At 43.9% G+C, this 22,665-nt stretch carries 16 protein-coding genes and 1 tRNA gene; 7 read left to right on the top strand and 10 right to left on the bottom strand.

Translation table 11 applies throughout. The features are described from left to right. Positions 1 to 56 precede the first annotated feature (56 nt). Both lysS and QUA04_RS11940 read right to left on the bottom strand, forming a co-directional pair. Entirely contained in the window at positions 57 to 1,613 is a 1,557-nt protein-coding gene (lysS, locus tag QUA04_RS11945) for a lysine--tRNA ligase (RefSeq protein WP_333257131.1), read from the bottom strand. A 421-nt stretch (positions 1,614 to 2,034) separates the two neighbouring features. Continuing rightward, positions 2,035 to 2,172: a hypothetical protein gene (locus QUA04_RS11940; RefSeq protein WP_333068296.1), complete on the bottom strand. Its 138-nt coding sequence runs from the start codon at positions 2,170 to 2,172 to the stop codon at positions 2,035 to 2,037. 34 nt (positions 2,173 to 2,206) lie between these two features. Between QUA04_RS11940 and tkt the strand changes: the two genes are divergently transcribed. From tkt to QUA04_RS11910, 6 genes are all read left to right on the top strand, one after another. After that, positions 2,207 to 4,222, top strand: a complete 2,016-nt coding sequence (tkt, locus tag QUA04_RS11935) for a transketolase (RefSeq protein ID WP_333257130.1) — start codon at positions 2,207 to 2,209, stop codon at positions 4,220 to 4,222. Between the two features lie 563 nt (positions 4,223 to 4,785). Next, entirely contained in the window at positions 4,786 to 7,581 is a 2,796-nt protein-coding gene (locus QUA04_RS11930) for a PAS domain S-box protein (protein ID WP_333257127.1), read from the top strand. Positions 7,582 to 7,629: 48 nt separating this feature from the next. Continuing rightward, positions 7,630 to 8,076 carry a response regulator gene (locus QUA04_RS11925; protein ID WP_333257125.1) on the top strand — a complete coding sequence of 149 codons (447 nt, stop codon included), beginning with the start codon at positions 7,630 to 7,632 and terminating at the stop codon, positions 8,074 to 8,076. Positions 8,077 to 8,382: 306 nt separating this feature from the next. Next, positions 8,383 to 8,535: a hypothetical protein gene (locus tag QUA04_RS11920; RefSeq protein WP_333257122.1), complete on the top strand. Its 153-nt coding sequence runs from the start codon at positions 8,383 to 8,385 to the stop codon at positions 8,533 to 8,535. Positions 8,536 to 8,626: 91 nt separating this feature from the next. Continuing rightward, positions 8,627 to 10,129, top strand: a complete 1,503-nt coding sequence (locus tag QUA04_RS11915; protein WP_333257119.1) for an ATP-binding protein — start codon at positions 8,627 to 8,629, stop codon at positions 10,127 to 10,129. A gap of 124 nt (positions 10,130 to 10,253) precedes the next feature. Further along, positions 10,254 to 11,342 carry a response regulator gene (locus QUA04_RS11910; RefSeq protein WP_333257117.1) on the top strand — a complete coding sequence of 363 codons (1,089 nt, stop codon included), beginning with the start codon at positions 10,254 to 10,256 and terminating at the stop codon, positions 11,340 to 11,342. A 104-nt stretch (positions 11,343 to 11,446) separates the two neighbouring features. Here the strand turns inward: QUA04_RS11910 and QUA04_RS11905 are convergent, their stop codons facing one another. The 4 genes from QUA04_RS11905 to QUA04_RS11890 form a co-directional block, all read right to left on the bottom strand. Beyond that, positions 11,447 to 14,053 (bottom strand): PAS domain S-box protein, encoded by a 2,607-nt coding sequence (locus tag QUA04_RS11905; RefSeq protein WP_333257115.1) that lies wholly within the window; start codon positions 14,051 to 14,053, stop codon positions 11,447 to 11,449. Continuing rightward, positions 14,050 to 14,445, bottom strand: coding sequence for a response regulator (locus tag QUA04_RS11900; RefSeq protein WP_333257112.1), 396 nt, complete (start codon positions 14,443 to 14,445; stop codon positions 14,050 to 14,052). Before QUA04_RS11900 ends, QUA04_RS11905 begins: the two co-directional genes overlap by 4 nt. A 125-nt stretch (positions 14,446 to 14,570) precedes the next feature. Further along, positions 14,571 to 16,007, bottom strand: a complete 1,437-nt coding sequence (locus QUA04_RS11895; protein ID WP_333257110.1) for a response regulator — start codon at positions 16,005 to 16,007, stop codon at positions 14,571 to 14,573. After that, the gene (locus QUA04_RS11890; protein ID WP_333257107.1) at positions 16,000 to 18,867 is read right to left on the bottom strand and encodes an ATP-binding protein; all 2,868 of its coding nucleotides are present in this window, start codon (positions 18,865 to 18,867) and stop codon (positions 16,000 to 16,002) included. The genes QUA04_RS11895 and QUA04_RS11890 overlap by 8 nt, the downstream gene beginning before the upstream one ends. A gap of 368 nt (positions 18,868 to 19,235) precedes the next feature. On the opposite strand from QUA04_RS11890, the gene QUA04_RS11885 reads away from it, so the two are divergent. Beyond that, positions 19,236 to 19,308: transfer RNA gene (locus QUA04_RS11885), tRNA-Arg, on the top strand. A gap of 72 nt (positions 19,309 to 19,380) precedes the next feature. Here QUA04_RS11885 and QUA04_RS11880 read toward each other — a convergent pair. The 4 genes from QUA04_RS11880 to QUA04_RS11865 all read right to left on the bottom strand — a co-directional run bounded on the left by QUA04_RS11880 (position 19,381) and on the right by QUA04_RS11865 (position 22,208). Then, positions 19,381 to 20,910, bottom strand: a complete 1,530-nt coding sequence (locus QUA04_RS11880; RefSeq protein ID WP_333257104.1) for a diguanylate cyclase domain-containing protein — start codon at positions 20,908 to 20,910, stop codon at positions 19,381 to 19,383. Between the two features lie 92 nt (positions 20,911 to 21,002). Further along, positions 21,003 to 21,818, bottom strand: coding sequence for an alpha/beta hydrolase (locus tag QUA04_RS11875; protein ID WP_333257100.1), 816 nt, complete (start codon positions 21,816 to 21,818; stop codon positions 21,003 to 21,005). Positions 21,819 to 21,864: 46 nt separating this feature from the next. Next, positions 21,865 to 22,005, bottom strand: coding sequence for a hypothetical protein (locus tag QUA04_RS11870; protein WP_333257097.1), 141 nt, complete (start codon positions 22,003 to 22,005; stop codon positions 21,865 to 21,867). Between the two features lie 20 nt (positions 22,006 to 22,025). Continuing rightward, positions 22,026 to 22,208: an EAL domain-containing protein gene (locus tag QUA04_RS11865; protein ID WP_333257198.1), complete on the bottom strand. Its 183-nt coding sequence runs from the start codon at positions 22,206 to 22,208 to the stop codon at positions 22,026 to 22,028. Positions 22,209 to 22,665: the final 457 nt, after the last annotated feature.

Here is a 22,665-nt window from a genome sequence, read left to right as displayed (position 1 = left end):
TAGCGAACTCCCCGACTTCTCTAATAAGTCGGGGAAGTGAACTGAAATAAAATATTTTACGAATCTTTAACAGGTCGCATTGTCGGGAACATCACCGCATCTCGGATGCTTTGAGTATTAGTTAAAAGCATCACCAATCTGTCTACACCGATACCCATTCCGGCACAGTTAGGCATTCCCAAAGATAGCGCTTGGATAAAGTCTTCATCCATTGGATGTGCTTCGTCATCGCCCGCATTTTTCTGTGCTAACTGTTCCTCAAACCGCTTTCTTTGCTCTTTCGGATCGTTCAATTCAGAGAATCCGTTCGAGTATTCTGTACCGTTGATAAATAGCTCGAAACGTTCTACAAATCCTGGCTTGCTGCGATGTCCTTTTGCTAAGGGGCTGACTTCAACAGGGTAGTCGATGATGAATGTAGGTTGAATTAGTTTAGGAACAACTAATTTGTCAAAAACTGCATACAGCACGTAGCCTAAACTCTGTTGTTCTAACTTAGACAGATGCAATTCTAGCTTGGTTGCAGAAGCGAGCGCACTTTCTAAGTCCAAACTGTCAAAATCCAGCCCAAACTCGTCTCTGACAGCTTCTACCATCGTTTTCACTTGCCAGTGTTTGCCGCTGAAACCAGGATATTTTTCGCTGTAGTCGAACTTGCGTTCTAAACTAATCGTTTCCCCCTGATTTTCAATTTCCTTGACATCCCCAAATACCGCTGCCGCTGCGAAACAAATCACATCTTCGACAACTCCTAAAATGTCGAAAACATCAGCATAAGCTTGGTAAACTTCTAAAGAGGTAAACTCAGGATTGTGGGTGCTGTCAATCCCCTCATTTCTAAAGGCTTTCCCTAGTTCAAATACTCGCTCGAAACCGCCGCAAATTGCTCTTTTTAAGAATAATTCTGGAGCCACTCGCAAATACAAATCTACCTCTAAAGCATTGTGGTGAGTGATGAATGGCTTAGCAGCAGCACCGCCATAAATAGCTTGCAGTGTTGGCGTTTCTATTTCGTAAAAATTGGCTTGCCATAGATAGGAACGGATGCTTTGAACGATGCGGCTGCGAAGCATAAAACGGTTAAGCGCATCTTGGTTGCTTGCCAAGTCCATTTCGCGGTGACGGCGGCAAACTTCGGGGTCGTTAATTCCGTAATAAGAATCGGGAAATTGAATGGTAGCTTTTGATAAAAGCTTTAATTCCCTCACTAAAATAGAAAGTTCTCCCCTGGGGGTGCGGCAGCCGATACCTTCGACGCCGACAAAATCGCCGACATCGAGCAATTTTTTAATTTGTTCAAAGCTCAAACCGACTTCGCCGGTGACGATTGCTTTCTCGATTTTGAGTTGAATTTTGTCTGTGGCGTCTTTTAAATCGATGAAACCAATTTTGCCGCTGTCTCGTTTGGAAGTGATGCGGCCAGCTAAGCGCAGGGAAATTTCTTCGGGGTCACTTTCTCCGTTTTGGAGTTCTTTTCCCGGCTGACTAAATATTTCGCGAACTTGCTTGGCTGTGTGCGATCGCGCGTAGGATTCACTGGGATACGGTTCTATGCCTTGCGATCGCAGTTCGTCTACTTTTTGACTGCGGACTTCGGCTTCACTGAGAGTCATTAGTTATTGCCTGATTAAAATTACAAATATCTGACATCTTGCACTATTCTGGCGATCGTGCGATCGAGCGTTGCTCAAAGCAACGCCCTACAAGAAAATTCACTCTTTGTGGAACAGGCATCTTGCCTGTTCGCGATCGAGCTGCAAAATGTCAGAAACACCAAACTCTATCATAACTGGTCAACATAGACCAATTTGTCAGATAATCTAGACACACTGGCGATCGACAGATGCAAAAGGTCAGTAAGGTTTTAATCCTGACGGAAGTCTTCTATCCTCTCCATCCTCCTACTCCCTCTCCCCAACAGTCAACAGTCAACAGTCAACAGACAACAATCCCTCCTACTCCCTCTCCCCAACAGTCAACAGTCAACAGTCAACAGACAACTATTGTTATCGACTGCACAAAGCGACCGAAACATTAAAAAATTAAGTTGTCTGTCGATCGCAACTGGTGAGATGATATGTAGTGCAGCCTCACGGCAGTTCCATAGAAACTGAACAGCAGAAACGCGAGCGATCGAACTCGGCTCATCGCACCTCTGTCAGAATCGACCACACACACTCTCTCTTAACATATAAAAACCAGAATTATGGCTGTTGCAACCCAATCACTCGAAGAACTCTGCATCAACTCTATCCGCTTTTTGGCCATCGATGCGGTAGAAAAAGCAAAATCAGGACACCCGGGACTGCCGATGGGCGCTGCCCCTATGGCCTTCGTGCTGTGGGATCGGTTCATGCGGTTCAACCCCAAAAACCCCAAGTGGTTTAATCGCGATCGCTTCGTCCTCTCCGCCGGCCACGGCTGTATGCTACAGTACGCCCTCCTGTACTTGACCGGCTACGATAGCGTCACCCTCGACGACATCAAGCAATTTCGCCAGTGGGAATCCAGAACCCCCGGACACCCCGAAAACTTCATGACCGAAGGCGTAGAAGTTACCACCGGTCCCCTGGGACAAGGAATTGCTAATGCCGTCGGTTTGGCAATGGCAGAAGCTCACCTCGCTGCTAAGTATAACAAGCCCGACCACACAATTGTTGACCACTACACCTATGTCATCATGGGTGACGGCTGCCACATGGAAGGTGTTTCTGGCGAAGCTTGTTCTTTGGCCGGACACCTCGGACTCGGCAAATTAATAGCCTTGTACGATGACAATCACATTTCTATTGAAGGCGACACAAGCTTGGCCTTTACTGAAGATGTCGGCAAGCGTTTTGAAGCTTACAATTGGCACGTTATTACAGTAGACAATACCGCTCTAGACGAAGATACTAACCTAGAAGCAGTTCACAAAGCTATTGAAGAAGCCAAAAAAGTCACGGACAAACCGTCCATGATTAAAGTCCGCACCATCATTGGTTACGGTTCTCCCAACAAGCGCAATTCCTACAGTGCTCACGGTGCTGCTTTGGGTAGCGATGAAGTGCAAGCAACTCGCGATTTCTTGAAGTGGGAACACGCACCGTTTGAGATTCCTGAGGATGCTTTGTCACACTTCCGCAAAGCAGTCGATCGCGGTGCTCAAGCTGAGCAAGAATGGCAGAAAGCTTTTGATGCTTATAAAGCAGCATATCCTGCTGAAGCAGCAGAATATGAGCGCACGGTTGCCGGCAAACTTCCTGAAGGTTGGGATAAAGTTTTGCCGACATACAAGCCGGAAGATAAGGCAGATTCGACTCGGAATCATTCTGGAAAATGTTTGAATGCTTTGGCAGGTGTCTTACCTGAATTGATCGGCGGTTCCGCTGACTTGGCATCTTCTAACATGACTTTGCTCAAGGGTGAAAAAGACTTCCAAAAAGGTCAGTACGAAGGACGTAACCTGCGCTTTGGTGTGCGGGAACACGGCATGGGTGCGATCGCCAACGGTATGGTACTGCACGGCGGTTTAATTCCTTACTGCGCCACTTTCTTGGTATTTGCTGACTATATGCGGGGCGCAATTCGCCTCTCTGCACTATCGGAAGCTGGAGTTATTTATGTAATGACTCACGACTCCGTAGCCTTGGGCGAAGACGGCCCGACTCACCAACCAGTTGAAACTTTAGCTTCTCTGCGCGTAATTCCAGATTTGTTGGTAATGCGCCCTGCGGATGGTAATGAAACATCCGGCGCTTACAAAGTGGCAGTTGAAAGCCGCACTCGCCCCACTTTAATGGCTTTGTCGCGCCAAAACTTGCCTAACTTGGCTGGAAGTTCGATCGAAGGAACGGCCAAAGGCGCTTACATTTTGTCTGACGACGGCGGCACTCCCGACATCATTTTAATCGGCACCGGCGGCGAAACCTACCTCTGCGTTGATGCCGCTGAAAAATTGCGCGCTGCAGGCAATAAAGTGCGCGTAGTTTCGATGCCTTGCTGGGAATTGTTCGACTTACAAGATGCCGCTTACCGCGAATCTGTACTGCCGAAAGCTGTTACTAAACGGTTGGCCGTTGAAGCAGCTTGTAGCTTCGGCTGGGGACGTTATTTGGGTTCAGAAGGCGACAGCATCAGCATCGACAGATTTGGCGCTTCTGCACCGGGTCCCGTTGCTTTAGAAAAGTTTGGCTACACAGTTGATAATGTGGTAGCTAAGGCTCAGGCGCTGTTGGGTTAATAGCAGCAGCATAATTTTTGGTGGGGCGGGCTTCGAGCTCGCCCCATTTTTTATAGCAAAAGAAAGAAGTTCGGCAACGGATTCTGTAACGGATGTAACAGATGTAACGGATTGATGGAAGAAGGCTTTAGTTATTTAGAAGATAAGGAAGAAGAAAGGAAAAGCTAAAATCTAAAATCTCAAATCGGCATCTAGGGTTTCACTTCGTTATACCTCACATCTTGCACCATTGTCAGCAACAGGCAAGATGCCTGTTCCACAAGAAAATTCATCTCTTGTGGAACAGGCATCTTGCCTGTTCATAAAAGGATTGAGAATGGTGCAACATATGAGTTATACCCAACCTAGAGCTCGCTACAGCTCGCGAATCATTGAGAATTGCTATATTAAGACTTACCGAAGAAAAACCCGTTTCTACAACAATATTCGGTTTGGCAACGAGGCATTTATGAAGAAACCGGGTTTTTAGCCCCCCGTGCCTCCAGAACAGTATATTTCAGAGAGTTAAGATAAGTTATAAGTTATTGCCTTAAATTACTCCTTCCCCATTTGCCATTCCGTTTATGATTTGGAATTTTTTAAATCAGTTGTTATTCACCGGGAATTATATTCCTCAAGGCTACTGTTACCTTTGGCAGCGAGAGCTAGTCGCGCTCCACATAGTGTCAGACTCTATAATTGCCCTGGCCTACTATTCAATACCGCTATCCCTAATTTATTTTATCGGTCAGCGAAAAGACTTACCCTTCCGCAACATCTTTTGGCTGTTGGCAGCCTTTATTATCTGCTGCGGCACTACTCATATAATGGAAGTTTGGACGCTTTGGCATCCTGTTTATTGGGTTTCTGGCAGTCTGAAAATTATTACGGCTGCGATTTCTGGTTACACCGCTTTTGCATTAATTCCTTTCGTTCCCCAAGCATTAACTCTGCTGAGTCCAACTCAATTAGGGATGATCGATTCAATACTGCAAAAAGAAATAATTGAACGCCGAGAAACGGAAGCTCGCTATCAAACTTTAACTGAAGCTTCGCCGGTAGGAATATTTTATGCAGATGCTGAAGGAGACTGCTTGTATGTCAACGAGCGCTGGTGTCAAATTTCGGGAATAACCTGTGATGAAGCTTTGGGCAAAGGGTGGTTGCAAGGCATTCATCCAGACGACCGCGATCGGGTTTTTTCTGAATGGTATAGCGCCGCGCAGGAGAAATTGCCGTTTAAATCTGAGTACCGCTTTCAAGGCATTAATCACACTCAAATCAGTTGGGTATTCGGTCAATCTGTCGGTCAAATTGGAGAAAATGGGGAGGTTAAAAGTTATGTGTGTACTATTACTGATATTACAGAACGAAAGCAGGTAGAAGATGAAAATCGACGGCTCAATGAAACTCTGGAGCATCGAGTTGCTGAGCGCACTGCTCAAATCGAAATTTCTAACCACCAATTACAAAAAGAAATAGGTTACCGCGAAAAAATTGCGCTCACTTTGTTGGAATTGACGCAACTGCAAAATGCAATTCTTAATAGCGCCAACTACACAATTATTTCTACCGATCCCGACGGTACAATTAAAACATTTAATCGGGCGGCAGAGCAACTTTTAGGTTATTCGCTAGAAGAAGTGGTGGGAAAAGCCACGTTAGCAATAATTCACGAGCCTCTGGAGGTCGCTCAAAGAGCTGAAGTTCTTTCTCAAGAATTGGGAGTGAAAATAGAGCCGGGAATTCAAGTATTATTTGCCTTGCCATGCCGGGAAATCGCTGACGAAAATGAATGGACTTACATTCGCAAAGATGGTTCGCGGTTTCCGGTACTGCTTTCAGTGACTGCCTTATTTGATAGTAACGGAAATATTAACGGTTTTTTGGGTATCGGTCAGGATATTAGCGATCGCAAACAAGCTGAAAAAGAGCTGCGTGATCTAACCAGTGCCATGCAAAATGCGGTGGAAGGCATTTCACGGCTGGATATTGAGGGGCGCTACGTGAAGGTTAACCGAGCTTACGCTCATAAATGTGGTTACGAACCGGAACAAATGCTTGGCATGGAATGGCAGCTCACCGTACATCCGGGCGATGTTGAGATGATGCTCTCAGCTTATCAGGAAATGCTAATTTCTGGAAAAGTAGAAGTTGAAGCTAGAGGAGTCCGAAAAAATCGCTCGTTTTTTTATAAGCAATTAACGATGGTAAAAGCTTGCGATGCACAAGGGATATTTAACGGTCACCACTGTTTTATGAAAGATATCACTGAACGGAAACTAACTGAAACAGCTTTGCAGGAAAGCGAATTCAAGTACAGGCAAATAGTTGAATTAGCAGAAGAAGGTATTTGGGTAATTGATAGAAATGGCCTCACGACTTACGTAAACCACGCAATGGCGCGAATGCTAGGCTATAGTGAATTAGAGATGTTCGGGCGGCCACTTTTGGATTTCATGGACGAACGGGAAAAACCACAAGCTATTGAAAATGTCGAGCGGCGCAAGCAAGGTATTGGTGAACAACACGAATTTAAATTCAAAAGCAAGGATGGCAAAGATATTTGGACTGATATGTCTACCAGTCCAGTCATGGACTCCCAGGGTAATCTGCTGTCTTGTTGCGCCTTGGTTTACAACATTACAGCCCGCAAAGAAGCAGAGCAGCAAATGCTGCAACTGACAGAAGATTTGAAGCGTTCCAACGAGGAATTAGAACAATTTGCTTATGTGGCTTCCCACGATTTGCAAGAACCGCTCCGAGCCGTTACCAGTTACACTCAATTGCTTGCCCAGCGCTATCAAGGAAATTTGGACGATCGCGCAGATAAGTATATTCATTATATTGTCGATGGCGCCACCAGAATGCAGCAGTTAATTAACGATTTGTTGGCGTATTCGCGCCTGGGAACGAGGGGTAAGGAGTTTGAGCAGGCGGACTGCAACGCTGTGGTTAAGCAAAGTATGTGCAATTTGCAAATTGCGATCGCCGAAACAAAAGCTGTAATCACCTGCGACGCGATGCCAACTGTGATGGCGGATGAATTTCAACTGGTGCAATTATTCCAAAATTTGCTCGCCAACAGCATCAAATTTTGTCGCCAAGAGATCCCGTTGATTTATATCGCTGCCTGCAGGCAAGAGAGCGAATGGGTGTTTAGTGTCCGCGATAACGGCATTGGCATCGATCCGCAGTATGCCGATCGCATTTTTATCATTTTTGCGCGCCTGCACTCCCGCCGCGAATATTCCGGTACTGGCATAGGTTTGGCGATGTGCAAGCGCATTGTTGAACGCCACGGCGGGCGCATCTGGGTGGTATCTCAAGAGGGAAAAGGAGCGACTTTTTACTTCACTATTCCTATAATTAGTACCTGAAGCCTCAAAATTCAATTTTGTTTTTATACTCAAGAGGATACGCCGGTTATGAGCGATCGAAGCACTGTTAGACCTATAGAGATTCTGCTGATTGAGGATTCTCCCAGCGATGCCGATTTGGCAATAGAAGTCCTCAGTCAGGGTAAAATATTGAATAACTTGCATTTTGTGGAGGATGGAGTCGAAGCAATCAAGTTTTTGCGCCGAAAAGAACCCTATCTCAGGGTACCCCGTCCCGATTTGATTTTGCTCGATTTGCATCTGCCGAAAAAAAGCGGTATTGAAGTGCTAGAAGAAATTAAAAGTGATCCCAAGTTAAAATTAATTCCTGTAGTGATTCTCAGCACTTCAGCAGCTCCCGAAGATATTTTTAAGTCATACTCGCTCCACGCCAACTGTTACATAACAAAACCGGTAGACTTCCTAGAATTTACTAAAGTAGTGAGGTTAATTGAGGAATTTTGGCTGGCAGTCGTCAAACTTCCTCTAAATTAAACGAACAGATGCTTTGCTTATGAGAACTCTAAAAATTTTTAACCTATGGAAATTCTGCTGGTGGATGATTTTCTCAGCGAGGCTGGGATGGAATTTATAAAAGCTGGCGACCAGCAAATTTTTAACAATTTGCAAATAGTATAAAATATGGTATAAGAAATAATCTTATTGAACAAAACAGCCTTTTCTGTTCGCCTTCTAGTCCCAATTTAGTTCTGCTTAACTTAATTTTGCCTAAAGAAAAGGTGAAAAATATTGATATAAATCTACTCAGCACTAAAGTTAAAAATGATTCCGGTGGTAATTATGACAACCTCAGCAGCCGATGAAGAGATGGTTAAGTTTTATGCCCTGTCAGCCCGGTGCTACATCACTAAGCCTATCGATTTTAGTCAAGTCGCTAAGCTCGTGAAATGGATTGAGGATTGGTGGCTGGTGGTGGTGACAGTTCCCAAATAATAATTTTCAAGTTGAAAATGTCCAGAGAAAGCAAAAAAGTTTAACCTGAGATTGGTAGAGTGAAAATTTTACAGTCAAAAATGTCAAAGCTATGTGGATTAAGATTCTGTTAGTAGAAGACAATCCTGCTGATGCTGATTTGCTTGCAGAACTGTTAGAAGTATCTGTGGGTGTCGAGTGGGAACTGGTGTCTGTTGAGTTCCTGCATGAGGCGATCGCACAACTGTGCAAACAATCCTTTGATGTAGTTTTGCTCGACCTTTCTTTGCCGGACAGCCGCGGTTTGGAAACCCTAACTCGCCTGCGAGAAGTTGCGCCCGATACGGCAATGGTGGTAATGACAGGCTTGGATGATGAGGCGATCGCCCTCGAATCAGTTCGCTTGGGAGCTCAAGACTATATTGTTAAAGGTCAAATTACTACTCAATTATTAGTGCGGACGATCCGCTACGCGATCGAACGATCTCAAACATTTCAAATGCTGCGGGAAAGCGAACGCCGCTTTCGGGCGATATTTGACTCTTCATTTCAGCTAACCAAGCTGCTGACTCCCGAAGGAATTGTGCTGGAAGTGAACGAGACAGCCCTCGATTTTGCCGGATTGCGATCGGAGGGTATTGTGGGCCGCCCGATTTGGGAAATGGCGATTTGGGCCCAGTCGCCACAGGTTTCCGAACAATTGCAATGCGCGATCGGCAAAGCAAGTCGCGGCGAGTTTTTCCGCAGCGAAATCGACTTGTTAGGCAAAAGTGGCCAAATTATGACAGTTGATTTCTCACTGAAACCTGTTAAAAATGAAACAGGACAAGTTTTGCTGCTGATTGCCGAAGCCCGTGACATTAGCGATCGCAAACGAGCAGAAGCGGAAATTCTCAAAGCCCTCGCACGAGAAAAGGAACTTTCAGAACTGCGAGCTAAATTTGTCACAATGGTTTCCCACGAGTTCCGCACACCTTTGACAACCATCCAATTTTCGGCTGGATTGCTGCAAGATTACAGTTCTCAGTGGCCCCAAGATAAAAAATCTACTCATTTTGTGCGGATTCAATTAGCAATTAAACGCATGACCGAGTTATTAGAAGATATCCTCGTAATTGGCAAAATCGAAGCCAATACCTTGCAGTTTCAACCGGTTTCCTTAAACCTTGAAAAATTTTGCCGTCAACTGGTAGAAGAGCAGCAGCTCAACGACAGCAACCAACACCAGATCGTCTTTCAACATGAAGGCGGCAACTGCGATGCTCAAATGGATGAAAAGCTGCTGCAGCAAATCTTGGGAAATGTCCTCTCAAATGCCATCAAATATTCCCCCGTCGGCAGTACAGTTTCCTTGCACCTCAATTGTCAAAACAAAGAAGCTGTTTTCCAAATTCAAGACCAGGGCATCGGCATTCCCCAAGCCGATCGAGAGCGGATATTAGAAACTTTTTACCGAGCTACAAATGTCGGCACTATTTCGGGAACAGGTCTCGGTTTAGCAATTGTGAAGAGGGCTGTGGAACTTCACGGTGGCCAACTTGCGATCGACAGTCAAGAAGGAAAAGGCACAACTTTCACTATTACCTTGCCTTTAATTTGCGAACCCAGTCAATAACAACTGAATTATCAACTATATATATCCGTAATTTAACGAGTAATTAAGCACCTAACCAACAAAATTATCAAGTATCTGAACCCATAATTTGCCAACAAACTACTAACAAAAAGGAGCTATCACCGTGGCTAAAATTTTGGTAATAGAAGACGAAGAAGCGATTAGAGAGAATATTTTAGAGTTGCTGGAAGCCGAGAATTTTGAAGGAATAGGAGCGATTAACGGCAAAGTCGGCATCAAATTGGCGATCGAAACAATCCCGGATTTAATTTTGTGCGACATGATGATGCCGGAAGTAGACGGTCACGGCGTCATTAAAGCTTTGCGCTCCGAACCCTTGACTGCCACAATTCCGTTTATTTTCCTCACAGCCAAAGCCGATAAAGTTGACGTTCGCACGGGCATGGAACTGGGAGCTGACGATTACATTACTAAGCCGTGTACGCCACAAGAACTGCTAAAAGCCATTGCTATTAGACTTGAAAAACAAAAAACAATTAGCCGACAATCTCAAAAGACGCTAGACGAATTACGCACTAACATTAGTATGTCGCTGCCCCACGAATTGCGGACTCCTTTGAATGCAATTCTGGGTTTTTCTGAGCTGATTCTGTCAGAATATCAGGTGTTAGAGGAATCAGATATCTTAGAGATGATCGGTCAAATTCAAACTTCAGGTCATCGCTTGTATCGACTGATTCAGAACTTTTTGCTGTATGCAGAACTGGAGATAGCAGCCACAAATCCCGAACTGCTAAAGGAGATGCGAAACAGCGAATTTAGCTGTGTAAAATCTTTGCTGAGTCAAAAAGCGCGGCAGCAAGCAAAACACGCGAGTAGAACCGACGATTTACAATTAGACTTGCAAGATGCCTCGGTAGCTATGGATTCTGTCCGACTCGCAAAAATTGTTGAAGAACTATTGGACAATGCCTTCAAATTTTCATTAGAAGGAACGCCAGTTTTATTAAGCACTTTCGTCGAAAATAAGACTTTTGTTCTTTCTGTCAAAGACCAAGGCCGTGGCATGACTGCCGATCAGATTGCCCAGCTAGAAGCTTACAGGCAGTTCGATCGCAAACTTTACCAACAAGCAGGTTTGGGATTGGGTCTGGCTATTGTTCAACGCCTTGTAGAATTGCACGGAGGAGAATTTAAAATAGAAAGTTTCCCGGAGCAAGAAACCATAGTTTGCGTTTCCCTGCCTGTCTAAACAATGATTATACCAGTTTCAAAAAAGAATACAACTCTAAGCACACTCCCAACCATTATGGAATAAATCATTCCCAATTCTAAAATCTAAAATTTAAAATTGTATTATGCAGGAGCGATCGCTCCTTTCAGACACCGCTGCATATAAATTTGAGCTACCTTATCATTAGGGTTGATTTCTAAGCAGGCCGAAAACAATCTTATAGCTTCGCCACACTTGTCACTATTGTAGAGTACCAAAGCTTGCTCAAAGATTGTCTTTGTCTCTAACTTTTTCTGTCGTAACTCTGGCGGGTCTGCCGCAAATACTTCATAAAGTGTTACCATTCGCGATTTGCCTTTAACTGTTACGCGATCGATCAACCTTAAATCATAAATATCGTTTAACTGTATAAAAGTATTGTGAGTAATTAACATCGAAACTTCATACTCTTTCGTCAAAGTTTCCACGCGGGAGGCTAAGTTTACCGCATCGCTAATCACCGTGCTGTCCATCCGACTTTGGCCGCCAACCGTGCCTAACATCAAAGAACCCGTATTGATGCCAATGCCAATTTGCAGCGGCGGGCAATCGACCTGATTACGACTAAGATTATACTCGTTAAGCTCTTCTAGCATTGCAATTCCAGCTTTCACAGCATCGTCCGCACTGCCATCAAACAGCGCCATAATCGCATCGCCAATGTATTTATCAATAAAACCCAAGTTGTCAGTAATTGCCGGTTCCATCCGCGACAAATAACCATTAAGAAATTGGAAATTCTCTTCGGGATTCATCCTTTCCGAAAGAGAAGTGAAATCACGGATATCTGAAAACAGCACCGACATTTCTTTCTGTACCTGATCGCCTAATTTGACTTCCAGAATACTTTCATATCCCAGGAAGTGGAGAAATTCGTGCGGCACAAATCGCCCGTAAGCATCTGTTAATTTTTCTTCCGCTGCTAAAGCTTTTTGTAACTCGTCTGTGAATTGACGGCGCTCGGTTTCTACCTCTTGACGTTCTGTGATGTCTTGAAAAGCCGCGATCGCGTAAACTATGTTTTTCCGTTCGTCGTAGATTGGAGTCGCCCAAACCTCGATCGGCACAATCCGATCCGACCCATGGACTTCTAGATCGTCCATACGCACAAATTCTCCCCGCAACGCCCGAACAATCGGTTGGCTATCTCTCGGATACAATTGATTAGTTCCAGCGTCGTAAAAATGATAAGCTTCAGGAAATTGGTCAGTACCCCCATCAAAAATTAAACCTTGGGCTAGTATCCTTTCGCCCCAAGAATTCATGTAAAAAGGTTTACCCTTACCATCCACAACAAATATTCCCACCGGCATCGCTTCCAGGAATTGAGTCAATCGGCTTTCGCTTTCTGACAGTGCCTCATTTAACTTTTCTTGAGCTGCCAAAGCTTTTTCTAAATCATTAGTAAATCTGATTCGTTCCACTTCCACCTGTCTTTGCAAACTAATATCCTTAGCAAAACCCTGATAGTAAAGCACTTCACCGTTAGCATCATAAACTGTGCGGGCATACTCAGAAATCCAGATAATGCTGCCATCTCGACAGTAAACCTGAGACTCAAACTCACACAGAGTACCGTGCTGTTTCATCAGCGCCAGAAACTCTTGACGGCGGTTCGGTTTCACGTACAATTGCTGCTGAATATCATTAATACTTTCTATCAATTCTGATGCGGAATCGTAGCCGTAAATTTCTGCAAGAGCAGGATTCGCACTGATAAAATGTCCGTCCGGCGTCGTCTGAAATATACCTTCGAGAGCATTTTCAAATATCCCGCGATACTTCTCTTCAGCTTGAATGAGCGCCGCTTCAGCTTCCTTGCGTTCACTTATGTCACTAAAAGCAATAATCGCATAGGAAATTTCGCCTGTAGAATCATAAATTGGAGTTGCCCAACTTTCTACAGGAATAATCTTATTAGCTGTACGAATTTCTATACCCTCAGTTCGCACATTTTCGCCGCGAAGCGCCCGCATAATTGGCAATTCTTCCACAGGGCATCTCTGATTGGTCCCGGTTTTATAGAATTGATAAATTGCTGCTTTTTGCTCTGAATTAATATGCGGCACAGTGCCTTTGCCAAATACATCCCGTGCTTTCTGGTTAGCGTAGAAAGATTGCCCGTTTGCATCAAGTACACACACGCCCAATGGCATAGCTTCTAGATATTGCGTCAAGCGACTTTCGTTTTCATGGAGTTTGGCAATCAGCATAGCCTGCTTGCGGTTTAATTTTACCAACTCCTGATTCATTTCCTGAAGTTCTATTTGTTTTTCAGCTAATTGTTTATCTTGAAAATATTTATATATTGCCTCAGTGACCGTTAATTTTAAGTCATCACATTGCCAAGGTTTAGGTATATATCGGTACAATTTAGCATAGTTAATAGCATTGGCTACCGCCTCCAAATCTGCCTGCCCGGTCAGCATAATCTTGAGACAGTTAGGCGAGATAGCATGAACCCTCCTTAATAGTTCGTCTCCTTTCATACTAGGCATGATATGATCCGATATCACCACAGGAACTTCATACTGTTCTGCTAAAAGTTCGGACAGCAACTCTAAAGCTTCTTCGCCACTTTGGGCCGTTTCAATTAAATATTTATCTTCAAAGGCTTTTACCAGGTCTATTTCCAGACTATCGAGTATAGTCTGCTCATCATCGACACAAATAATGACTGGTTTTTTCATAAATTTGCTAGACCCGACTTAATCGCTTCAATTAATTCTTGATTTTGCCAAGGTTTTTCTATGAAAGCATGAAGATTTGCTTGATTTTTGGTGCGTTCGATTGCTTGTCTGTCTGCTTGTCCTGTCAGCATTACTTTCACAATTTGTGGATATTTTTGATGAATTTTAATCAGCAACTCATCTCCTTTCATTCCGGGCATCAACCAATCAGAGACAATTACTAAAATGTTAACTTCAGATTCACATAGCTCTTCAATAATTTCCAGGGCTTCGGCAGCACTTTCAGCAAATTCGCACAGATATTTACCGTTAAATGCCTGTTGCAGTTCAATTTCCAGACTTTCCAACACTGCTACTTCATCGTCCACACACAAAATTGCTGATTTAGACATCGCTAGTTTCCTTCTTTAGTGTGGCAGGGTGAACCCCCATGGGTAGTACACCGTTTTCCAAATTCTACATTCTGCGCGGGTAGACTGCAAATTTTCGCCCCAGACTTCAGTCTCCGGCGCTTTATCTACTCAGTTAAATTAATTGGCAAAGATACGGTAAATGCTGTTTTACCTGGCATCGACTCCACATCAATTTTACCCTGATGTTTTTCAATTATTTTTTTGACAATATCCAATCCCAACCCGCTGCCTTCTCCCGCAGGTTTAGTAGTAAAAAACGGCTCAAAAATTTTCGGAATAATCTCTGGTTGAATCCCCTTACCGCTGTCAATAATTTTTACCAATACGCTGGCATCTTTTTGTACCGCGTCAATTGTTAAAGTTCCTTGATTGTCCATCGCTTGTAAGGCATTGTGAATTAAATTTGTCCAAACTTGATTGAGTTCGTCGGGATAACACAGTACCGCCGGCAATTGAGCTTGATAGTTTCTGACAACTTCTACACCCTGCTTTATTTGGTTTTGATAAAGGGTTAATACCGTTTCAATTCCATCCGTAATATTCACCTGTATTTTTTCCCCATTTACATCGTAACGCGCATAATTCTTTAGGGCAAAGACGACTTTTGCAGCGCGTTCAGTAGCGGTAGCGATGGTGCGGGCGCTTCGGTGAATGCTAGCAAAGTCGTAGGCTGTTTTTATAATATTTTCGCTGTCCGGGTCTTTGAGCAACGGCAAGAATTCTTGCAGATTTCCTTGCAATCCGATATTGACTAAAATGCTAGCAAGGCTGTCCGAATTGTCAATACCTTCCGACTCTAGTTGCTGCTTCACGCCTTTTTTCAATACCCGTTTTTCTCGCGTAGATAAAGAGTAATTTTGTTGACTAGAACTGTACATCAACCGCAAGAAATCTTCCTGGCGTTCGGTTGACAGTTCTTTAAAAAAAACTGGCAAACTTTCGAGATTGTTATCCAAAAAGCTGGTAATATTTCCAATAGACGACCGAATCGCCCCCAACGGCGTATTAATTTCGTGAGCAATGCCCGCAATCAGTTGCCCTAATGCTGCCATTTTTTCCGATTGCACTAATTGATTCTGAGTAGCTTGCAGTTGGTCTAAAGTAACTGTAAGTTGATTGTTTTTCTGTTGGAGTTTTTTTTGCAACTGGCACATTGCTAAATGGGTTTCTACCCTCACTATAACCTCTTCCACCTGAAACGGCTTGGTAATATAATCTACCCCGCCCACAGCAAAGGCTTTGACCTTATCAAGTACGTCATTAATCGCGCTAATAAAAATCACCGGGATGTCGCAAGTCCGTTCATCAGCTTTGATCTTTTCGCAAACTTCATACCCATTCATTTCGGGCATCATAATATCCAGCAAAATCAAATCTGGAGGCATACCTTTTGCCGCCGAAAGTGCTAACTCGCCGCTAGGTACGGGGCGGACTTTATAGCCCTTGCCCTTCAAAATTCCGGCTAGCAGCCGCAAATTAGCTGGGGTGTCGTCAACTACTAAAATATTACCGCGCTCGGTGCTAGGAAGGTCGTTATTCATGTGATACTGCTTGAGAGATTAACTTTAAAACTTTGTCGTACTCGAAATTTTCTATACAATTCGCGATCGCACCTGCCGTTACTGCATCCTTTAATCGAATTTGCTCGATCAAGCTATCAATTACATCCATATCTGCATTTAGTATCGCCAGCTTCAAATCTGCTACCAGTGAATCAGGCAATTTTACGAAATCAGCCGCAGTCATTGCGCGATCGCCCTCTTTGATTGCCGATAAATTAGTTTGATCCGGATCTTCATAAATATAGCGCACTCCGATATGTTTGTGCATAGCATCAAAAATATCGGCTTCCCGGAAAGGCTTCCTCATAAAAGCATCGCAACCCGCCGATAAAATAACCGCCCGTTCTTCCTCCAAAACGCTCGCAGTCAGCGCAATAATCCCAGTTGCTTGACCTTTAATAGTGCTTTTAATATATTGCGTCGCTTCGTAGCCGTCCATCACAGGCATTCTCATGTCCATCCAAATTAAATGCGGTTCCCAACAATCCCAAATCTCAATAGCTTCTTGACCGTTAGTAGCTTCTTTCAGTTCAAAACCCAGAGGAGAGAGGATTTTAATTAACAGTTGGCGGTTGAGCGGTTTATCGTCTACTATCAAAATTCTATAGGTGTGTTGGTTGGGTGCCAAGGCAATAACATTGCGGGCCGGTTTTGGGCTTTCAATCTCAGCCGCATCGACCGCAATAACTTGAATGTCAAACTTAAAATTAGTTCCCTTACCCACAGCAGAACAGACGCTCATTTCGCCGCCCATTAATTCCACAAATTTGCGACTGATGGGCAATCCCAAGCCGGTACCTTCTTGCGAATCTTTGCCTGTCTTGGTTTGCACGAAAGGTTCAAAAAGATCGTCTAATTCATTGGTAGCAATACCGGGCCCAGTATCCTCGACTTCAAAATGAAGGAAGAAGGAAGAGGTAGAAGCTGAATCGTCATTTGGGGTTGAAATGATCTGGTTGTTCGACTGACTTACTTGAGATATTTTAATACCATTAATGGCGGAAATTTCAGTATTTGTTGATACTTCCGATTGAGCAACATTTCCCCCTTCTGCCTGCTGATTTATGGCTGACGACTGCTTGCTAACTCTGACCCAGACACCGCCATACTCGGTAAATTTAAGAGAGTTATTGAGCAGATTAATTAAAATTTGCCTCAATTTTAAATCGTCCGTTTCTACGTATTGTGGCACATGGGGACTGCGCTCAAAAACCAACTGCAAGTGCTTGTCATCTGCTTTGAGTTGAAACATATCTTCCAAGTCATTGAGCAGGCGATAGAGGTCGATTTTTTTGGGATTTATGGTGGTGCGCCCCGATTCAATTTTAGATAAATCCAGCACGTTATTAATCAGGGTAAGGAGGTGTTCTCCGCTGCTCCTAATTATGCTAATATTTTCTTGATGTTCTAGGGATAGAGTTTGGCTGCGAGTCATCAGTTGGGAAAAGCCGAGAATTGCATTGAGAGGCGATCGCAATTCGTGGCTCATATTAGCGAGAAAAGTGCTTTTAGCTTGGTTCGCTACTTCCGCTTTGTCTTTAGCTATAGCCAATTCTGCCGTCCGCTCTTGCACTCGCTGTTCTAAAGTTTCAAAAGATTGTTGCAGTTGTTGAGCCATGCTGTTAAATGACTTGGCTAATTCCCCCAATTCGTCGGAGCGTTCGGTTTCTACTGTTTTATCCCATTCACCTTTAGCAATATTTTTGGCTGCTGTATTTAAACTCAAAATAGGGTTTGTTACCCACTGAGAAGTCAGAATGCCAATTACCACAGCTAATCCTAAAGCTGCGAAACAAAGCAAAACCGCTGTGCGGGTATTGGCATCGATTTCTTTGGTGAAATCTGCTTCGGGAACAACTACGACAATCAGCCAGTCTAAACCTTTGCCGTCTTGGAATGGCAAGACTTTTAAAAAGTGTCGCTTGTTATCTATTTCAAAGCTCAATAACTCGGATTTTTTAATTTGGTCTAATTTTTTAAATTTTGTCGTCAAATATTTAGCGGTCGAGCGAGTAAAATGGTTGCTGCTTTCTTCTACTTTAAACAATTGTCTTTCATTACCTTTAGTGCGAAACGGTTTTTCTGTGGTGGAAGTTGCTAACAAAGTACCCTGGCGATCTATAATAAATGTTTGACCGGATTTGCCAACTTTGAGACTGTTGAGAAATCTCCCAAGATGGTCTAGACGCAAGGCAGTAAATAAGACTCCTTTTAGCTGATTTTTGTCGCTGTATACTGGTTGGAGAGCGCTGATAATTAAGGTCGGCTCTAGTAAGGAAACAAAAACTGAACTCCAAGTAGGTTTGCCGACTTTTACGGCTTTTTTGTACGCAGGATGTTGCCGATTATCATAGTTTTTGGCAATGGTAGTAACTGTAGTGCGATCGCCGAGAGAGTTCGTATTGTAAGAATTAAAATTCAAGCCAGTAGATGTGTCTATTACATTAATCATTCGGGAGCCGTTAGACAGTTGTTCACCTGCTCTATAATCTCCCTTATCGTTGCCAACGGAGGTAAAATTGATATAGGGATATAATTGTACTTGACGCCAAAGATATTTATCCCAAGCTGATAAGTTTTCCATATTTAACAACCCGAGTTTGACAGCATCCAGCTTGGTTTGATTGATTTGGTGGGGAGTTGTCAGGTAAACTTGCAGGTTTTGCTCGACACGCAAACTGACCTCGCTCATTAACTGACTGGCAAGGTTATTAACTGCTTTTTGTCCGTTTCTAAAAGACAGATATCCTACGAGTCCCACGGCTCCCACGATTTGCAGTATAAATGGAACTATGAGAACAGTTCGCAGCGGTAATTTGTCTAAAATTTTAGAAACCATAAAATTGAGAGGTTTGGTGAACTTAGTCTAGAACCGTATTTGCACAACCGGTCTTAATAGCAGCACCATTTATTTACTGCCGCTTAGCTAGGGGGAATAGATGCGGGCTATTTGAGCTATGGTAGATGCTCAACCCCGATCGAATGTAAACCTAATGTTTGCTCGATTAAAGTCTATTATTTTACCCATTGTCGTATTATTGTTACCATTTAGGTAAAAGTTGCAGTCTCTGGCTTCGAGAACAGCCTGATATTTGAGCGCGCGGGCGAGTTTAACCCCCAGGGGTCAAGGGGTTTGGAGGCCGGCCAGGAAATTTGCGATCGGCACTCGCCATTTTCCGCAAGACGTGTTATACTGTAAACAGTCGAGGGCACGTAGCTCAGTGGATAGAGCATCAGGTTCCGGTCCTGAGGGTCGGGGGTTCAAATCCCTCCGTGCTCATTTAAATTTATAAAATGACTGATTTTGAGAGACCGGGGACAAATTTTTGTCCTCGGTCTCAATTATTGTGATTTAAGCGTCAGTGTCAAAAATCGAATCCCCACTGTAGTCGCAGGTCGCGGACTGATTGCGCCCCTGTTGCTTGGCACGGTACAGTGAACGATCGGCGATCGCAATCAAGTCAGCCGATGATAAGTCCGACATCGGAATCAAGTTGGCGATACCCATACTAATAGTAACTACATCGCTCACATCAGAGGTTTTGTGAGGAATATGTAAAGCTTGAATAGCAGCGTGAATCCGTTGGGCCACCGAACTCGCTCCTTCAATATCAGTATTCGGCAAAATGATGGCAAATTCTTCCCCGCCGTAACGCGCCACTAAATCCGCCGGACGGTAGACCACTTCTTGCACAGTCTGAGCAAGTTTGAACAGACAATCATCCCCCATTTGATGACCGTAGCAATCATTATAGCGTTTGAAATAATCCACATCAAACAACAAAAGAGAAATAGGTTTTTGTTCCCGGTATAGCCGCTGCCATTCATGCTCTAAGCGGTCATTAAAACAGCGGCGATTAGCAATTTGAGTCAACCCATCAATATTGACCACTTGTTCTAAGAGGCGAGTAGCGCGGGCTAGTTCTTCGTTAGAGAGTGCAAGTTGTTGATTAATTTCTCTCAGGCGCGCTTGGGCCTGCTGCCTTTCTGCCAATTCCTTCTGCAACTTCTGAAAAATATCCGCTTGTTTAATAGCGATCGCTAACTGATTAGCTATCTGTTTAACAAGGTCAATTTCAAATTCTTCCCACTGCCGAGGAGCAGAACATTGATGAATACATAACAACCCCCACAAATCTTGTCCATTGAGCAACGGCGCCACTAAGTTAGCCCGAACCGGAAATTGTTTCCAAAGAGCGCGGTAACAGTGTTGAAGGTCAATCTTATTGATATCTTCAACTATCTGCATTCTCCCTTCTTTATATGAATCAGGATCTTGTGTACTAACACACGGGTCGTTAAATTGATTTCTGCTTACCAATTTACATCCTTCGCCTACGGATTCTGAAACAAATTCACCATATCCAAAATTACTGTCAGGATCGAACTTAAATATGCCGACACGCTCGGCATCAAGAAACAGGCGAATCTCCTGCGAAGCAATCTCAAAAATTGTAGATAAATCAAGAGATTGACGGATGTGTTGAGTAATTTCTTGAAGTAATATGGCTTTGTCGTACTGTTGCCTCAGAGCCATTTCCGCTTGCTTTTGGGCGAGAGTAGCTGCCTCTGCTGCTTTTTTTGCTTTAATAATTTCACCTTCGTACAGGATACGCTGGCGGATACAGATAAAGATGCAATCGTTGATGAAGCTTCCTCCCTTCTCCCGACGCACAGCGTTGAGCAGCATGGGTATATCACTACCCTCCTTCGACCTTAATGAGAAGTAAATTTCCTCTACTTTACCATGGAGCTTCAACAGGGGGAAGAAATGGGTTTGAAAAAAAATCCGGCTGGCCATTGGCAGAATGGAGTCCATTTTCCGTTCCCGCAGTTCATCGGTTTCGTATCCGAGTAATTGCAGTAATGTGGCGTTGACCATTATGATGGTACCATCGTCAGCAAACGAGAGGAATCCACAGGGTGACGTGTTTAGTAGCTCGTCTATCTGGTAGGTCATGTTTGCCATACAAATCAGGTAGTATGAGGTACACTCAAATACTCCTTAATCATCTCGATCGTCTCTTGTGGATGACTCAGGTGCGGGCAATGTCCCGTAGCTTTCATCAGCCGTAGCGTACTTTTAGGTAGGTGGCGGTGGAGGAAATCCCCTACCTCGGTGGGAGCAATCACGTCATCAGCACATTGCAATATCAGTGAAGGTACTGATACCTTGGGTAAATCACTGCGATTGTCAGAGAAAAAAGTTACCTCGGCAAAGCGACTTGCAATCACTGGATCAGTCGAGCAAAAACTTGTCTCAAGTTCCTCACTTAACTCAGGACGATCCTGATTCTGCATCACCATTGGCGCCAGAAAGCTTGCCCAACCAATGTAATTTTTCTCCATGATATCTAGCAGATCTTCAATATCTGTGCGCTCAAACCCTCCGTAATAATTTGGTAAATCATTGATGTAGCAGGGGGAAGGGCCTAGGAGAATCAGGCGATTAAAGTAATTAGGAGCTTGCATTGAGGACAGAAGGCCGATCATACTGCTGACAGAATGACCGACAAAAATCACATCCGTCAACGCCAATTCTTCACAGATATCGAGGACATCCTGAACATAGCCATTGAGGTCGCTGTACCGTTCATAAGTGTAGGCACTAATATCAGACTGTCCCGAACCTACATAATCAAATAGGATGATTTTGTAGTCCTTCTCGAAGGCCGGTGTTACGAAACGCCACATATTTTGATCGCACCCAAATCCATGAGCAAACATCATCGTCTGGGTGCCTTGTCCAAACACTTTTATATTATTCCGCCGTAAAATTTTTTGAGTCATTTGATCGACACGAGCATTAAATTAATTATAAGACTTTTGCGCGCTTTTATGAGGATTGCTCATCCCAAATAGTGGTAGACAACAATTCAGGATGTCTGATTAATTGAGTGGCAACCTCAGCACTGACAGGCTTGCTAAACATATAACCCTGACTGATTTCACAGCCGATGCTTGTAACTATTGCCATTGCACTGTGGTTTCAATTCCTTAGGCAATTGCGATCGGATTTAAGCGATGTGCCATTGCAACTATGGCTTTGGCAATTGAGCGATCGCTCGGATCGCTGGCTAAATTTCGGACAAATGAGCGATCAATTTTGGGTGACTTCACCGGAAAATTTTTCAGGTTGTTAAAAGCAGCATAGCCAGTCCCAAAATCATCGACAAAAATCTCAATGCCACCCTTCGCTCATTGGCTCAAAAGATTGTAGGCAATGTCAACATTAAGCATCATTGCCGTTCCCGCAATCTATAGCTAGAGATATTTTGGTTTCATTTCGGTGCGCTGAACAATGCGATCGCTCTTAGCGATTAAAGTCGGTTGGCTGAGTTGACGTGCCGACAGATTCAACCCGATATTAGGCAGAATTAGTCCTGCTGCTAGCCACTGCTGATATTGCCAGCAAGCTTACTCTAAAACCCATGTGCTCTTCGGGCAAAATCAATCCAGTTTTTTCGGCGATGGGAATACATCGATCGGGAGTAACCCCACCTAGTTCAGGAGAATGCCCTCCTACTATAACTTTAATACCAGCAAGGCTACCTGTTTACAACCCACATTCCGCAGATGTGGGTGGAATTTTTTTATCAGTTGTGAAAAGTGGGAACCCCAAAGTTTTTCCGTTGAA

It is taken from the genome of Microcoleus sp. S13_C5, from assembly GCF_036700845.1.
Classification (GTDB): Bacteria; Cyanobacteriota; Cyanobacteriia; order Cyanobacteriales; family Microcoleaceae; genus Microcoleus.
This window is presented reverse-complemented; position numbering and strand designations above follow the sequence as displayed.

Coding starts and splice junctions, on each gene's coding strand:
- lysS (WP_333257131.1), bottom strand. CDS start 1,613: ATGACTCTCAGTGAAGCCGAAGTCCGCAGTCAAAAAGTAGACGAACTG.
- tkt (WP_333257130.1), top strand. CDS start 2,207: ATGGCTGTTGCAACCCAATCACTCGAAGAACTCTGCATCAACTCTATC.
- QUA04_RS11930 (WP_333257127.1), top strand. CDS start 4,786: ATGATTTGGAATTTTTTAAATCAGTTGTTATTCACCGGGAATTATATT.
- QUA04_RS11925 (WP_333257125.1), top strand. CDS start 7,630: ATGAGCGATCGAAGCACTGTTAGACCTATAGAGATTCTGCTGATTGAG.
- QUA04_RS11920 (WP_333257122.1), top strand. CDS start 8,383: ATGACAACCTCAGCAGCCGATGAAGAGATGGTTAAGTTTTATGCCCTG.
- QUA04_RS11915 (WP_333257119.1), top strand. CDS start 8,627: ATGTGGATTAAGATTCTGTTAGTAGAAGACAATCCTGCTGATGCTGAT.
- QUA04_RS11905 (WP_333257115.1), bottom strand. CDS start 14,053: ATGAAAAAACCAGTCATTATTTGTGTCGATGATGAGCAGACTATACTC.
- QUA04_RS11900 (WP_333257112.1), bottom strand. CDS start 14,445: ATGTCTAAATCAGCAATTTTGTGTGTGGACGATGAAGTAGCAGTGTTG.
- QUA04_RS11895 (WP_333257110.1), bottom strand. CDS start 16,007: ATGAATAACGACCTTCCTAGCACCGAGCGCGGTAATATTTTAGTAGTT.
- QUA04_RS11890 (WP_333257107.1), bottom strand. CDS start 18,867: ATGGTTTCTAAAATTTTAGACAAATTACCGCTGCGAACTGTTCTCATA.
- QUA04_RS11880 (WP_333257104.1), bottom strand. CDS start 20,910: ATGGTCAACGCCACATTACTGCAATTACTCGGATACGAAACCGATGAA.
- QUA04_RS11875 (WP_333257100.1), bottom strand. CDS start 21,818: ATGACTCAAAAAATTTTACGGCGGAATAATATAAAAGTGTTTGGACAA.
- QUA04_RS11870 (WP_333257097.1), bottom strand. CDS start 22,005: ATGGCAATAGTTACAAGCATCGGCTGTGAAATCAGTCAGGGTTATATG.